Below are 13,867 nucleotides of genomic sequence, written 5' to 3' on the forward strand. Positions count from 1 at the left end.
GACGCAAGAAGGACTGCCTCCGGCGGCCAGGGGCTGGGCCCCTGGACCCTCCCTCATCAAGTGAAGGCTTTCGCAGCATAAGATCGGCATCGACAAAAGCGGGTCCAGGGCCTCAGGCCCTGGCCGCCGGAGGCCGTTTTCCTGAAACCCTTGTATAAACTTGGGTTCAATCCATTACCAGCACCGGCTTGACCGCCCGCCCGGCGGCCATGTCGGCCACGGCTTCGTTGATGGCGCTGAATGGATATTGGCTGATCATCTGCGCGTGATTGAAGCGGCCGGCGGTGTGCCGGCCGATCAGCCACGGGATGAAGGCCTGCGGATCGGCATCGCCCTCCACCGCGCCGCGCAGGGCGCGTCCGCCCAGCAATGTGTTGGGATTGAACGTGATTTCGCTGCCGGGCGCTGTCACCGCCAGCATCGCCATCTCACCGCGGCTGGCCAGCGCCTCCAGGCCGGCGCGCACCACGGCCGAGACGCCGGTGGTATCGACGATCCGATCGACGCCTGTGGGCACAATGCTGCGCAAGGCCGCCATCAGATCGCTGCCATCCGCCAATATCGTGTGGGTGGCGCCCAGCGTGCGCGCCAGATCGAGCCGCGCCGCCACCCGGTCAACCGCGATGATGGTGTGGCAGCCGCGGTCCACCGCCGCCAGCAGCGCCGCCAGCCCGACCGATCCAGCGCCCAGCACCGCAAACGACTGCTCAGCTTGCACATTCAACGTGTTGTAGGCGGTACCGGCCCCGGTTTGCAGGCCGCAGCCAAACGGCGCCAACAGCGCGAACGGCACATCGCCCGTCACTTTGACGGTGTTGCGCACATAGGCGATGGCGTGGCCGGCAAAGCTGGATTGCCCGAAAAATCCACCATAAACTGGCGCGCCGCCCTGCGCCATCGGCACGCGGCCATCGGCCAGCACGCCGGCATAATTCAGCGCCATGAAGCTGCTGCAATATTGCGGCGCGTCATGGCCGCAGCTGGCGCACATCCCGCAGCTGGCATAGCTCAGGATCACGCGGTCACCTGGCGCAACGCTGGTCACGCCCTCCCCCACCGCCGCGACGGTGCCGGCGCCTTCGTGGCCAAGCACCTGCGGCAGCGGCGTGCCCTGCTCATATCGCTGCACGCCCACATCGGTAAAACAGATGCCGCATGCCGCCAATTTGATCAGCACCTGCCCCGGCCCCGGATCGGCCAGATCGACCGTTTCAATACTGTAGGGCGCGCCGCGCTGGCGCAGGATGGCAGCAGTGGTGGTGATCGGCATGGCAGCGCCCTCGGTTATTGATTGCTGAGCCCGAGTATTGCGGCAGCGTGCGGCATTGGCCAGCCCTCGTTACTGCCAACCCCGGTTGCGGCCGTGTTCACGCCAAGGTCAGGGCGGCTTGACCCCGCGCCCGCGTCCGTTCAGATACGGCCACGATGGATACCGCACCGCCGCCGCCGAGCTTCGAAGCCGCCCTGAAACGGCTGGAGGACATCGTCCGCCAGCTGGAATCGGGTGAACTCAGCCTTGATGCGTCGATCAGCCTGTACGAAGAAGGCCAAAGCCTGAAATCATTGTGTGAGGCCCGGCTTGCCGACGCCCGCATGCGTATCGACCAGATCCAGCAAAGCGCAGCGGGCACAGCCGCCGGCACCCGCGCCTTTGATGCCCAATAAAGGCAGCGTTGCCATGGTCCCCGCTCCGCTCATCCTGAAACCGGCGCTGGACGCCATCGGCAAGGCAATCGATCAGCGCTTTGATCGCTTGCTGGCCGTGCCCGATGACAGCCGCGCCCGCCTGTACGACGCCATGCGCCATGCCGTGATCGGCGGCGGCAAGCGCATGCGCCCGCTGCTGGTGGTGGCCGCCGGCGATTTGTTTGCGGTGCCGCGCGAGCGGTCGTTGCGCGCGGCGTTGGCGATCGAATGCATCCATTGCTACAGCCTGATCCACGACGATCTGCCGTGCATGGACGATGATGATCTGCGGCGCGGCAAGCCAACCGTGCACATCGCCTTTGACGAAGCCACTGCGGTGCTGGCCGGCGATTGCCTGCACGATCTGGCCTTTGAAATTCTGGCCGATGCCGCCACCCATGATGATCCGCACGCCCGGTTGGAGCTTATCACCATGCTGGCGGTGCAATCCGGCCCGGCAGGCATGGCCGGCGGCCAGATGATGGATCTGGTAGCCGGTGAGGTCACGTATGATCTGGCGGGGATCACCCGCCTGCAGCAGTTGAAAACCGGCGCGCTTATCCAATGGTGCCTCGAAGCCGGTGCAATCCTTGGCCGCGCCGACGATGCCCAGAAAAAATCGCTGCTAGGCTATGCCCGCGATTTGGGCCTGGCCTTTCAGATTGCCGATGATCTGCTCGATGTCGAAGGCACTTCGGCAAAAACCGGCAAGGCCGTGCAAAAGGACGCCGCTGCCGGCAAGGCGACGTTCGTTTCGCTGATGGGCCTCGAACGCGCGCGCAGCCAGGCCGACGCCTTGATCGGCCAGGCCATCGGCCATCTGGCATCGTTCGGACCAGAAGCCGATCTGCTGCGCGCCATCGCCCGGTTTGCCGTCGATCGTGACCGTTAAGGAGCAGCAGCCATGATGCGTATCGGCGTTTATCCCGGCACATTCGATCCGGTCACGCTTGGCCACATGGATATCATCCGGCGCGGTGCCAAGCTCGTGGACCGGCTGGTGATCGGTGTCGCCACCAACCCGTCCAAATCACCGATGTTCACTTTAGCCGAACGCAAGGCGCAGATCATGCGCGAGACGGCCGATATTCCCAATGTCGAAGTGGCCGATTTCGATGAGCTGCTGATGTCGTTTGCCGAACGCCTGGGTGCCACGGTGATCGTGCGCGGGCTACGTGGTGCCGGCGATTTTGAATATGAATTCCAGATGACCGGCATGAATCGTGCCCTGAATGACGATATCGAGCAGGTGTTTTTGATGGCCGATGTCGCGTTGCAGCCGATCGCTTCACGTCTGGTCAAGGAAATCGCGGTCTATGGTGGTGACATCCACAAATTCGTGCCGCACGCCGTGGCCGCCGAGGTGGTGGCCCGCGTGCAGCAGACCGGGATGAAGGGCCAGTGATGCGATTTTCGATTGTTCTTGCCGTGGGCTTGCTCGCGGCCACTTCGGCGCTGGCGCAGCAGCAGCGCACCGACCCCAAGGATCTGAAGGCCCCGCCTAAGCTGCCGCAAATGGCCGGACCGTCCAATCTGCAAGGCATGATAGGGCAGACCAGCGATGAAAATATTCTGGTGCTCGATCTGGCATCAGGCGGGCGCGTGCGCATCATCATGCGGCCCGATGTGGCACCAAAGCATGTCGATCGGATCCGCACGCTGGTGCGCCAGGGATTTTACGATGGCACGATTTTTCACCGCGTAATCGATGGCTTCATGGCGCAAGGCGGCGATCCGACCGGCACTGGCACCGGCGGATCGAAGCTGGAGGACATGAAGGCCGAATTCAATGATCTGCCGCATGTGCGCGGCGCCGTGGCCATGGCCCGCGCCCAGAGCGAAGACAGTGCCAATAGCCAGTTTTACATAGTGCTGATGCCCACCTTGAAACTTGATCGCAATTACACGGTGTGGGGCCGCGTGGTGGACGGCATGAAGTGGGTGGACGGCATCGAAAAAGGCGAACCGCCCGAAGCGCCGACCCGCGTCATCAAGGCCAGCATCGCCGCCGACAAGGTGGCCGCCCCGGATTTTGCAGCCATCCGCCCCGCCGCCAGCGCCATTCCGGCCGGGGCGCTGGGGCTGCCGCCACCAGCGTCGGGGCCAACTACCCGGCCGGTATCCGGGCCGCAGCCGCCGCGCGGTTAACCCCCCTCACCCTGCTGACAAAGGGCTGTTCCCCCGATGCTAGTTGCCGATTTCGATTTCGAGCTTCCGCCTGAAGCCATTGCGTTGCGTCCGGTTTCGCCGCGAGACTCTGCGCGGCTGCTGGCGGTGTCCGGGCGTGATACCGGCGCGCTGAACGATTTTGGCTTCATGGATCTGCCGCGCCTGCTGCGGGCCGGCGATGTGCTGGTGATCAACGACACGCGGGTAATTCCGGCACAATTGTTTGCCCGCACGGGCGAAGCCGCCATCGGCGTGACCTTGCACAAGCGTGAAGCGGCCAACCGCTGGTGGAGCTTTGTGCGCAATGCGCGTCGGCTGCGGGCCGGCGACGTCATTGATTTTGGCCAGAACAATGTCGTGCTGGCAGGCACGGTGATCGAAAAAACCGGCGACGGCGTGCTTTGGCAATTCGAAACTGCTGGCTTGCCGCTCGAAACCGCCCTGCATGCCGTCGGGGAAATGCCGCTGCCGCCCTATATCGCCCGCCGCCGCGGCATCGATGCCGCCGACCTGAGCGATTATCAGACACTGCACGCCGCCAAGGACGGCGCGGTGGCCGCGCCCACCGCCGGTTTGCACTTCACGCCGCGCCTGTGGGACGCACTCGCCGCTGCCGGCATATCCCGCGAAACCGTAACCCTGCATGTCGGCGCCGGCACGTTCCTGCCCGTGAAGGCCGACCGGGTGGCCGATCATCAGATGCATGCCGAATGGGGCTGCATCGATGCCGCCACCGCCGCCCGCCTCAACACGGCCCGCCAGAACGGCGGCCGCATCATCCCGGTTGGTACCACCAGCCTGCGCCTGCTCGAATCGGCCGCCAGCGCGGACGGCGTGATCCATGCGTTCACGGGCGACACCGCAATCTTCATCCATCCCGGTTACCAGTGGCGGGCGATCGATGGCCTGATCACCAATTTCCACCTGCCAAAATCAACCTTGTTCATGCTGGTCAGCGCGCTGATGGGGCTGGACGTGATGCGCCGGGCCTATGCCCATGCCATCGCGGGCGGCTATCGCTTCTACAGCTATGGCGATGGCAGCCTGCTGCTGCCCTGATCATTGCGCCGGGTGGCCGGTGTGGTTGCGGTGCCACAGTTGCAGATTTTCTGCCTGAGAGGCTCTGCTCTGTCTCGCCGCCAGCACGCGTTTGGCTGCCAAACTTACAAATTTCCTCATATTAACAGATATTTGCTCGCTGGCTGCCACGACGTTGCCATCGCGCAACGTGTGCGGCATTGGTGCAACATCAGGCGGGTATCCAAACATCGCCCGGGGGAGTGAACAGATCGCAATCAGCCTGCCTGGCCAAGCGGGTCCGCCAAGGCGGACACCGCTTTATGCGCAGCTTTATGTGCAGGTGTTGGCCGCAATCATTGCGGGCGGCATGATCGGCCATTTTGCGCCGGAAACCGGCGTGGCGCTCAAGCCGCTCGGCGATGCCTTCATCAAGCTCGTCAAGATGGTCATCGCGCCGGTGATCTTCCTGACCATCGTGACCGGCATTGCCGGCATGCGCAATCTGGGCAGCGTCGGGCGCGTTGCCGGCAAGGCCTTTGCCTATTTCCTGTGCTTTTCGACCGTCGCACTGATCGTTGGCCTGGTGGTGGCCAATGTGGTGCAACCGGGCGCCGGCATGAACATCGATCCGGCCAGCCTCGAAACCGGCGCTGTCGATAATTATGTCAAGAAGGCCAAAGACCAGACCATGGTCGGCTTCCTGACCAACATCATCCCCGACACCGTGGTCGGGGCGTTTGTTGATGGCAATCTGCTGCAAGTGCTGTTTTTCGCAATCAGCTTCGGCATCGCGCTGTCCGCCGCCGGTGAGCCTGCGCAGCCGGTCGTGCGCCTGTTCGAAGCACTGGGCGCCGGTTTTTTCCGTCTGGTTGCGATTTTCATGCGCGCCGCTCCCATTGGGGCCTTTGGGGCCTTTGCGTTCACCATCGGCAAATATGGGGTCGGATCGATCGCCAATCTGGCGGCGCTGGTCGCCACTTTCTATCTGACATCTTTGTTCTTTGTCGTGGTCGTGCTCGGCCTCGTGGCGCGGGTGGCTGGCTTTTCGATCTTTGGGCTCATTCGCTATCTCAAGGCCGAATTGCTGCTCGTGCTCGGCACCAGTTCGTCGGAATCGGCGCTGCCCAGCCTGATGGAGAAAATGGAGCGTGCCGGCTGCGCCAAGCCCATCGTTGGGCTGGTCGTGCCCACCGGCTACAGCTTCAATCTGGACGGCACCAATATCTACATGACGCTGGCGGCACTGTTCATTGCACAGGCCACCAACACCGATCTCGGCCTGGGCGATCAACTGCTGCTGCTCGGCGTGGCCATGCTCAGTTCCAAGGGCGCGGCCGGCGTCACCGGTGCCGGCTTCATCACCCTGGCTGCCACCTTGTCGATTGTGCCCGGCGTGCCGATCGCCGGCATGGCGCTGATTCTGGGCATTGATCGCTTCATGTCCGAATGCCGCAGTCTTACCAATTTCATGGGCAACGCCGTGGCGACCATCGTGGTGGCTGGCTGGGAAGGCGGACTGGACCGTGCCAAGCTCGCCGCCGCGCTGGCACCGGGCGCGCAAAGCACCGGCCTTGCGGCACCAGCAATTGAAAACGACGACGACTGAAGAAATATCTGGGGAGTATATCATGACGAAATCACACCTTCGCATCGCAATTCTGCTGGCTGGCGCGGCCGCTCTGACGCCGCTGGCCGCACAAACTGCGGGGCCGCCAGCGCCTGCAACGGCACCGGCAGATACCGCCGAGGCCGAACCTGCCGCTGAAATTCTGGTGATCGGTTCCCGCGGGCGGGCGCGCACCGATGTCGATCGGCCGGTGCCGGTTGATGTGGTCGGCGCGCCCGAACTGCGCGCCACCGGCCAGACCGATCTGGGCCAGCAGCTGCAATTCACCTCGCCATCGTTCAATTCGGCAAAATATGGCGTCAATGGCGCGACCAACTATGCCGATCCGGCCTCCTTGCGCGGGCTTGGCCCCGATCAGGTGTTGCTGCTGATCAACGGCAAGCGCCGCCACCAGTTTTCCGCGCTCAATCTCAACGTTGCGCCCGGCCGCGGCACCGTGGTCAGCGATTTGAATGCCATTCCGTCGGCCGCCATAAAGCGGATCGAAGTGCTGCGGGACGGCGCCGCTGCGCAATATGGCTCGGATGCCATCGCCGGCATCGTCAATCTCGTGCTCAACGACGGCGCCGAAGGCGGCACGGTCGATCTGCAGGCCGGCATTTTCAACGAAGGCGACGGCGAAACCTACCGCGCGGCCTTCAATCACGGCTTCAGGCTCGGCGGCGAAGGCGGGTTTTTCAATTACACGCTGGAGTTCTTCGATTTTGCCGGCACCAACCGGTCCGACACGTTCGATGGCGCGCTGTATCCTGCCACCCCGGCCAACTATGCCACCACCGGCCCGACGGTGAACTTCCCCTACACCACAGCCAATCCGCGCGTTGATCGCGGCGTCTATCCCACCACGCCGTTCGTCGTCGGCAATTTTGGCGCCAACGCCAATCGCACCTACCAGGCATTTTTCAACAGCCAGGTGCCGATCAGCGAAGCCACAAATGTCTATGCCTTTGGCGGTTATTCGCAAAAGGACATCACGGCGTTCGGCTTCTTCCGGTCGGCCGCCAATTTCGCCAACAGCACGCTCAGCATTTTCCCGGACGGTTATGTTCCGGTCATCCCGGGCACGTCGAAAGACTATTCGGCCGTCGCCGGAGTCAATCACGAAACGTCGGGCGGCCTGAAGCTCGATTTCTCGCTGGGCTATGGCCATAACGAGCTCGACCAGTCGATCTTCAACACGATCAACCCGTCGCTGGGCACCGCCTCGCCGACCAGCTTCTATGTTGGCCGCACCAATTTCGGGCAGTATATTGCCGAATTCAACGGCAACAAAAGCTTTGATGGCATCGGCGGGCTGAAGGGCCTGAACATCGCTTTTGGCTTGCAGGCCCGCCGCGATGATTTCCGCGTCAAGCGCGGCGATCCCGCCTCGTTTGCCACCGGGCCATTGGCAACACAGGGCAAATTCATCGGCTCCAGCGCCCGCCCCGGCATTTCCGATCGTGACGAGATCGACATCCAGCGCGAAAACTACGCTGGCTTTGTCGATGTCGAAGTCGATGTAAACGATGCCTTCCTGGTGGCTGCCGCGCTGCGCTATGAAAACTACAGCGATTTTGGCGGCAACGTCTCCGGCAAGCTGGCCGCGCGTTACAAGTTCACCGAAAGCCTGGCGATCCGCGGCTCGTACAACCGTGGTTTCCGGGCGCCGTCGCTGGCGCAAATCGGCAACCGGGTGCTGACATCAACGGCGCAGAACAACACGGTGGTGCAGACCCAGCAAGTGTCCAGCGACGATCCGCGCCTGGTCACGTTGGGCGTTGAGCAGCCGCGCGCCGAAATCTCCAACGGCTACAGCGTCGGCCTGACCGGCAGTTTTGATAACATCTTGGGCGGCCAGATCACCACCACGCTGGACGTGTATCAGATCGATATCGAGGATCGGATCACCATCAGCCAGGGCCTGCGCACCGCCGATTTCCCGGCCATCCGCGCGCTGTTCCCCACCAACAATGAAATCTCCTTCTTCACCAACCAGATCGACACGCGCACCCGCGGCATCGATTTCGTGGCGACCTACCGCACCAAGATCGGCGAAGACGTGCGCTTTGATGCCAGCGTGGCAGCGTCGCACAACCCCACCGAGGTGCGGCGCCAGCGGCCAACCCCGGCGCCGATCCTGGTGGGGGCAACGGCGCGCGGACAAAGCCTGCAGCTGCTCGATCAAACCTCGATCGAACTGATCGAAGTCGCCATCCCGCAGACCAAGTTGCTGGGCAGCCTCACCCTTGGCTACAAGAACATCACGGCCAATGCGCGCGGCACCTATTTCGGCAGCGTGAAGGCGTTCAGCACCGGCCTGTCGCCGCTGGATGCCAATGTCGAATGCGATGCGGCCGCCCGCTGTGTGCAGACCTTTGCCGCCAAGGCTATTTTCGATCTCAGCGTAACCGTGAAGTTGATCGAGAAGCTGAATCTGACAGCGGGTGCCAACAATATCTTTGATACCTATCCGGACAAATACAACAATCGCCGCGGCGGCTTTGTTGGTGAAGCGGCTTCCTATTCCAACGGCCAGGTGCCCTTTTCACGCAACTCCAATCAATTCGGCTTCAACGGCGCCTATTACTACGTGAGTGCGGCCTATAGCTTCTGATCAGATGGGAAAGGCGCAGCCGCCGGAAACCAGCGCCGGCGCGCTGACCCCTTTTCAAAGCCAAGGTGCGCTCTGGCCCACTGTCCAAGAGCAGCGAGTTCTGCTTGCTGCCCAAGATTGCCCGGTAGGGATCAGGCGGCGTTCAGCGCCCAATTTGCGAGCACCAGAAAGCCGATACCGCCAAGGCTGGCATGCGCGAGCAGCGCTGTGCCAGTCGATTCCGGATTGGATTTGGCAAACGTGCCTGCAACCAACCCGGTAAACGCTGCCAGCCCGAGCAATACCAGCGCGATGCCGATGCCTTCGCTGAGCACTGGTCGGCCGCGGCTGAACTGTGTGGCGGCAATCACCACCTCCAGCCCGGCGAGGCCAATCACCAGATGCAGCGCCTGCAGGCCGAGCGGCGGCCGCCTGGCGCTCAGGAAATACCAGCCCAGCACCAGCCCGAGCACAACTGTGGTTCCATAAATGACAACCGGCAACCAGACTGGCATCACACCCCTCCGCTGCCATCACAGCTACATCAGCGGGCGGCGGCGGGCCAGTCTTGATCTCTTGCAAAGCCACCGGCAATAATGGTGTTCATGCAACATCCGCCCTCCGAAATGGCCGGCCGCGACCGGACCAAACTGCGCCGCCACCTGTCGAGTTACTGGAAGATGGAGGCTGGCAATGTGCTCCTCATGCCGGCACTGGGCTGGTACATGCTTTGGGCGGGCGACGTGACGCCCGATGGCGCTGCGATTGCCGGCATGGCGGCGTGTTCGCTGTTGCTGGTGATCGGCGCAGCAGCGTGGCGGCTGGCGTTGGCCGGGCTTGATGGCGATCCGGTGCTGGCGCAACGCCTGACCGCCGCCTGCGCGCGGGCGCAGCTGCCGTCCGTGCTGGTGCTGGCGATTGCCACGGTGATGGCAGCGGCGTCGGTGCTGGATGGCGGCTGGCGGCCCAACAGTTTTGCAGCGGCCGGGTTCACCCTGCTGGGCTGGCTGGAATATGTGAATTATTACCATGTGCAGCTGCAAAATTTCGATTCGATCATCGATCTGAAGCGCTTGCAGGCCGGGCGCGGCTTGCGGCGGGCGCATCTGGGCCGGGCGGTTCGGGCCTGGCGGGCCCACCGCCGCCGTTGATGCAGCCTGCGGCGCTTCGCCGGTCGGGGTGGCGCTCCGGTCAAAGCCGCGTATAAACCGGCTCGATGAGCGAGGATCTGCGTTTGGACCCGCGCGACGATGACGCGCCAGATGCCCTGCAAGAAGGGCAGCTCAGCCGCGCGTTCGTTGGCGATGTTGCATCGGCGCTGGATGGCGGAGATGATGATCAGGTGCGTGCACTGGTGGCGCCGCTGCACCCGGCCGACGTCGCCGATCTGTTTGCCGCCATTGCCGTCAGCAGCCGCGGCCCGCTGGCCAGTGCGCTGGGCGATCTGCTCAATGCCGATGTCATTGCCGAACTTGATGATTATGTTCGCGAAGATGTGCTGGGCGCGCTGTCGCCGGGCGAAGTGGCCGATGTCGTTACCCAGCTTGATACCGACGATGCGCTGGCTGTCATCGAGGATCTTGAAGCCGACGAGCAGCGTGAAGTGCTGCGCGCGCTGGCCCCCGAAGACCGCGCCGATATCGAAGCCGCGCTGAACTACCCCGAAGAATCCGCCGGCCGCTTGATGCAGCGCGATCTGGTGGCTGTGCCCGAAAGCATGACCGTGGGCGGCGTGATCGACCGGGTGCGCACCTCCATCGATCCCGCCACGGATTTCTGGGAAATCTTTGTCGTCGATCCCGCACGCCGGCCGGTTGGCACCATGCGCCTGTCGTGGCTGCTCACGGCGCCGCCTGAAATTGCGGTTGGCGATGTCATGAAGCGCGAGCAGACCCTGATCCCGGTGGCGATGGACCAGGAAGAAGTGGCGCTGCTGTTCCAGAAATATGCGCTGATTTCGGCCGCCGTGGTCGATGATGCCGGCAAGCTGGTGGGCGTGATCACCGTCGATGACGTGGTGCACATCATCCAGGCCGAAGCCGGCGAAGACGTGCTGAAACTGTCGGGCGCCGGCGATGGCGACATCAACGAGCCGGTGTTCACCACCTATCGCACCCGGTCGCGCTGGCTGGTCGCCAATCTGATCACCGGGCTGGTTTCGGCCAGCATCATCGGTTTTTTCTCCGCCAGCATTGAGGCATTGGTGGCCCTGGCGGCGCTGTCACCGATCGTGGCATCGGTGGGCGGCAATGCCGGCAATCAGACCATGGCCGTCACCGTGCGGGCACTGGCCACCAACCAATTGACCCAAAGCAACACCCGCCGCACGATATTGCGCGAAATCCGTGTTGCGCTGCTGAATGGATTGACGCTGGCCGTGCTAATGGCAATCGGCGTGTCGCTGGTGTTCGGCAACCCGACGCTGGGGCTGGTGATTGCGGTGGCTATGCAGTTCAACATCCTCATCGCCGGGCTGGCGGGGGTGATGGTGCCGCTCACGCTCGATCGGCTTGAGGAAGACCCGGCGGTGGCGTCATCGGTGTTTGTGACCATGATCACCGATTCGATGGGCTTTTTTGCCTTTCTCGGGCTGGCGACGCTGGTTGGCGTCCAGTATCTGCGTTAGCGCGGCTTCCGACCAACTTGGCTCAGCGTCATCGCCCTTGCGGGCGCCCCCTTCGGGGCGGGATGAATTTGGTTCAGGGCTACGTCCCTCGTCGGTTACGATGCGTTAGGCATCGCGCCCTCCTCACTCCTTGCCCTGAACCAAATTCCTCTCCGTGCCGATGAGCCAACTTGATCGGAAACCGCGCTGATGCTGCACCTGACCAAAGTGGCGGCCGGCTGCCGCGATATTGAAACACTGGCGGCGCAGCAGGCGCATTGGTGGGGCGCTGGCCGTGCCGGAGCGCACACCCGCTTCATGCCCAAACAGGCCGAAGCCCTGATCGGCGGATCGATCTTCTGGATCATCGGCCACCGGCTGGTGGCGCGGCAGACCATCATTTCAATCGCCATGGCCACGACGCCGTGGGGCGAAAAATGCGCCATCGAACTGGTGCCCGGCCCGGTCACCGTGCAGCCGCGCCCATGCCGGGCGCATCAGGGCTGGCGGTATATGAACCCTGCCGACGCGCCCCCCGACATGGACGCCGGCCCGGGAGATGACAGCGAAGCCTTGCCCGCCGGCATGGTGCGGGAGCTGCAATCACTCTGGCTGTTGTAACGGGACAGCATCACGCTGGCTTAGGTGGTTAACACGGTTGACCTGCGGCTGTGCTGGCCTCATACCACGGTCATGTTTTCACCCGATCGCCCCATCTACCGCCAGATCCGTGACGTCATCGTCGATCGGGTGCTGACGTTGGGTGATGGTGCCCTGCTGCCATCCGTGCGGGCGCTGGCCACCGAAGCCGGGGTCAATCCGCTCACGGTCGCCAAGGCCTATCAGGATCTGCAAGCCAGCGGGCTGGTGCGCGCGCGCAAAGGCGTGGGCCTGTTTGTTGCCGATGGCGCCATGTCCAGCCTGCTCAGCCAGGAACGCACGCTGTTCCTGACCGAAGAATGGCCGCGTGTGCGGGCCCGCATCAACCAGCTCGGGCTCGACCCTGCCGACCTGCTTGAGCAGGCCTGATCCTCACCATTTGTCTTCGGGCCACCACGGAAACACCTCAGCCGGCATGTTCTGGCTGACCGTGTCGGGATAGGCGGGGCTGCGCTTTTCCAGAAAGCTGATCACGCCTTCCTTGGCATCGCCTGACCGCCCGCGCATATAGACCATCTTGCTGTCCAGCCGGTGCGCATCCCATGGGCTGGGTGCGCCGGCCATGCGCCACAGCATCTGCCGGGTCAGCGCCACCGAGACCGGCGCCGTGTTTTCGGCGATCTCCAGCGCCAGCGCGCGCGCCGCCGGCAACAGATCATCGCCCGCATGCGTCGAACGGGTCAGGCCGCCCTTTTGCGCTTCGGCGGCATCAAACACCCGGCCGGTCATGCACCATTCCAGCGCCTGCGGCAGGCCGACCAGCTTGGACAGGAACCAGCTCGAGCCGGCTTCGGGCACAATGCCGCGCCGCGCAAACACAAAGCCAAAGCGCGCCGTATCGCTGGCCAGCCGCATATCCATTGCCAATTGCATGGTGGCACCAATGCCCACCGCCGGGCCATTCACGGCAGCGATGACGGGTTTCAGGCTGCGGAAAATACGCATCGTCACCTGGCCGCCGCCATCGCGGGTGGCCGGATGGGACCAATCGATGCTGCCATCCTCGCCAATCGGGCTGGCACTGCGCGCGCCGCCGAGCTTTTCATAGTCAAACGTGGCCGCGCCGGCTGAAAGGTCCGCCCCCGCACAAAAGGCGCGGCCGCGACCGGTGACGATCACCGCCTTCACCGCATCATTGGCGTCGGTTTCGTCAAAGGCCGCGATGATTTCGGCCATCATCACGCCGGTAAAGGCGTTCAGCTTTTCGGGCCGATCCAGAGTCAGCGTGGCGATGGGGCCATCGACGTCGAGGGCGATCTGGGTGTAGCTGGTCATCTTACAGTGCCTCAACAATCGTCACATTGGCCAGCCCGCCGCCTTCGCACATGGTCTGCAGGCCCCAGCGCTTGCCGCGCGCATGCAGGGCGTGGACCAGCGTGGTCATCAGCTTGGTGCCCGACGCGCCGAGCGGATGGCCAAGCGCAATCGCGCCGCCATTTACGTTCAGCCGGGCATGATCGGCGCCTAGCACTTGCAGCCACGCCATCGGAATCGAGGCAAAGGCTTCGTTGACCTCATAAAGATC

At 63.5% G+C, this 13,867-nt stretch carries 14 protein-coding genes and 1 pseudogene; 11 read left to right on the forward strand and 4 right to left on the reverse strand.

Annotated elements, in window-relative coordinates; all coding sequences use genetic code 11:
- Window positions 1-166: 166 nt before the first annotated feature.
- On the reverse strand, window positions 167-1,270 hold the full coding sequence (locus tag ABWP50_RS08040; RefSeq protein WP_353217479.1) for an NAD(P)-dependent alcohol dehydrogenase: 1,104 nt from the start codon (window positions 1,268-1,270) through the stop codon (window positions 167-169).
- A 155-nt stretch (window positions 1,271-1,425) separates the two neighbouring features.
- On the opposite strand from ABWP50_RS08040, the gene ABWP50_RS08045 reads away from it, so the two are divergent.
- The 7 genes from ABWP50_RS08045 to ABWP50_RS08075 all read left to right on the forward strand — a co-directional run bounded on the left by ABWP50_RS08045 (window position 1,426) and on the right by ABWP50_RS08075 (window position 9,098).
- On the forward strand, window positions 1,426-1,665 hold the full coding sequence (locus tag ABWP50_RS08045; protein ID WP_353217480.1) for an exodeoxyribonuclease VII small subunit: 240 nt from the start codon (window positions 1,426-1,428) through the stop codon (window positions 1,663-1,665).
- Between the two features lie 13 nt (window positions 1,666-1,678).
- Entirely contained in the window at window positions 1,679-2,578 is a 900-nt protein-coding gene (locus tag ABWP50_RS08050; RefSeq protein ID WP_353217481.1) for a polyprenyl synthetase family protein, read from the forward strand.
- A gap of 15 nt (window positions 2,579-2,593) precedes the next feature.
- The gene (coaD, locus tag ABWP50_RS08055; protein ID WP_353217492.1) at window positions 2,594-3,091 is read left to right on the forward strand and encodes a pantetheine-phosphate adenylyltransferase; all 498 of its coding nucleotides are present in this window, start codon (window positions 2,594-2,596) and stop codon (window positions 3,089-3,091) included.
- Entirely contained in the window at window positions 3,088-3,834 is a 747-nt protein-coding gene (locus ABWP50_RS08060; protein WP_353217482.1) for a peptidylprolyl isomerase, read from the forward strand. Before coaD ends, ABWP50_RS08060 begins: the two co-directional genes overlap by 4 nt.
- Before the next feature lie 36 nt (window positions 3,835-3,870).
- Complete coding sequence (queA, locus tag ABWP50_RS08065; protein ID WP_353217483.1) at window positions 3,871-4,914, forward strand: tRNA preQ1(34) S-adenosylmethionine ribosyltransferase-isomerase QueA; 1,044 nt, start codon at window positions 3,871-3,873, stop codon at window positions 4,912-4,914.
- 295 nt (window positions 4,915-5,209) lie between these two features.
- Window positions 5,210-6,481, forward strand: a complete 1,272-nt coding sequence (locus ABWP50_RS08070; RefSeq protein ID WP_502951009.1) for a dicarboxylate/amino acid:cation symporter — start codon at window positions 5,210-5,212, stop codon at window positions 6,479-6,481.
- 22 nt (window positions 6,482-6,503) lie between these two features.
- A complete protein-coding gene (locus ABWP50_RS08075; protein ID WP_353217484.1) occupies window positions 6,504-9,098 on the forward strand; it encodes a TonB-dependent receptor plug domain-containing protein in 2,595 nt (864 codons plus the stop codon).
- 131 nt (window positions 9,099-9,229) lie between these two features.
- Here the strand turns inward: ABWP50_RS08075 and ABWP50_RS08080 are convergent, their stop codons facing one another.
- Entirely contained in the window at window positions 9,230-9,592 is a 363-nt protein-coding gene (locus ABWP50_RS08080; protein ID WP_353217485.1) for a hypothetical protein, read from the reverse strand.
- A 90-nt stretch (window positions 9,593-9,682) separates the two neighbouring features.
- Here ABWP50_RS08080 and ABWP50_RS08085 point away from each other — a divergent pair, with 90 nt between their 5' ends.
- From ABWP50_RS08085 to ABWP50_RS08100, 4 genes are all read left to right on the forward strand, one after another.
- A complete protein-coding gene (locus ABWP50_RS08085) occupies window positions 9,683-10,228 on the forward strand; it encodes a hypothetical protein (protein WP_353217486.1) in 546 nt (181 codons plus the stop codon).
- Window positions 10,229-10,293: 65 nt separating this feature from the next.
- Entirely contained in the window at window positions 10,294-11,703 is a 1,410-nt protein-coding gene (gene mgtE / locus ABWP50_RS08090; protein ID WP_353217487.1) for a magnesium transporter, read from the forward strand.
- A 189-nt stretch (window positions 11,704-11,892) separates the two neighbouring features.
- Complete coding sequence (locus ABWP50_RS08095; protein WP_353217488.1) at window positions 11,893-12,303, forward strand: DUF1489 domain-containing protein; 411 nt, start codon at window positions 11,893-11,895, stop codon at window positions 12,301-12,303.
- Window positions 12,304-12,375: 72 nt separating this feature from the next.
- The gene (locus tag ABWP50_RS08100; RefSeq protein WP_353217489.1) at window positions 12,376-12,711 is read left to right on the forward strand and encodes a GntR family transcriptional regulator; all 336 of its coding nucleotides are present in this window, start codon (window positions 12,376-12,378) and stop codon (window positions 12,709-12,711) included.
- Window positions 12,712-12,714: 3 nt separating this feature from the next.
- On the opposite strand, the gene ABWP50_RS08105 is transcribed toward ABWP50_RS08100, so the two are convergent.
- Complete coding sequence (locus ABWP50_RS08105) at window positions 12,715-13,617, reverse strand: crotonase/enoyl-CoA hydratase family protein (protein WP_353217490.1); 903 nt, start codon at window positions 13,615-13,617, stop codon at window positions 12,715-12,717.
- Between the two features lies 1 nt (window position 13,618).
- A pseudogene (locus ABWP50_RS08110) lies at window positions 13,619-13,867 on the reverse strand (acetyl-CoA C-acetyltransferase); the annotation flags it as partial.

The organism is Sandarakinorhabdus sp. (assembly GCF_040398645.1).
Lineage (GTDB): Bacteria > Pseudomonadota > Alphaproteobacteria > Sphingomonadales > Sphingomonadaceae > Sandarakinorhabdus.

Excerpts from the sequence above, each read along its gene's own strand:
- ABWP50_RS08100 (WP_353217489.1), top strand. The coding sequence starts at position 12,376 with ATGTTTTCACCCGATCGCCCCATCTACCGCCAGATCCGTGACGTCATC.
- ABWP50_RS08040 (WP_353217479.1), bottom strand. The coding sequence starts at position 1,270 with ATGCCGATCACCACCACTGCTGCCATCCTGCGCCAGCGCGGCGCGCCC.
- ABWP50_RS08075 (WP_353217484.1), top strand. The coding sequence starts at position 6,504 with ATGACGAAATCACACCTTCGCATCGCAATTCTGCTGGCTGGCGCGGCC.
- ABWP50_RS08085 (WP_353217486.1), top strand. The coding sequence starts at position 9,683 with ATGCAACATCCGCCCTCCGAAATGGCCGGCCGCGACCGGACCAAACTG.
- ABWP50_RS08105 (WP_353217490.1), bottom strand. The coding sequence starts at position 13,617 with ATGACCAGCTACACCCAGATCGCCCTCGACGTCGATGGCCCCATCGCC.
- ABWP50_RS08080 (WP_353217485.1), bottom strand. The coding sequence starts at position 9,592 with ATGCCAGTCTGGTTGCCGGTTGTCATTTATGGAACCACAGTTGTGCTC.
- ABWP50_RS08095 (WP_353217488.1), top strand. The coding sequence starts at position 11,893 with ATGCTGCACCTGACCAAAGTGGCGGCCGGCTGCCGCGATATTGAAACA.
- ABWP50_RS08050 (WP_353217481.1), top strand. The coding sequence starts at position 1,679 with ATGGTCCCCGCTCCGCTCATCCTGAAACCGGCGCTGGACGCCATCGGC.
- queA (WP_353217483.1), top strand. The coding sequence starts at position 3,871 with ATGCTAGTTGCCGATTTCGATTTCGAGCTTCCGCCTGAAGCCATTGCG.
- ABWP50_RS08045 (WP_353217480.1), top strand. The coding sequence starts at position 1,426 with ATGGATACCGCACCGCCGCCGCCGAGCTTCGAAGCCGCCCTGAAACGG.
- coaD (WP_353217492.1), top strand. The coding sequence starts at position 2,594 with ATGCGTATCGGCGTTTATCCCGGCACATTCGATCCGGTCACGCTTGGC.
- mgtE (WP_353217487.1), top strand. The coding sequence starts at position 10,294 with ATGAGCGAGGATCTGCGTTTGGACCCGCGCGACGATGACGCGCCAGAT.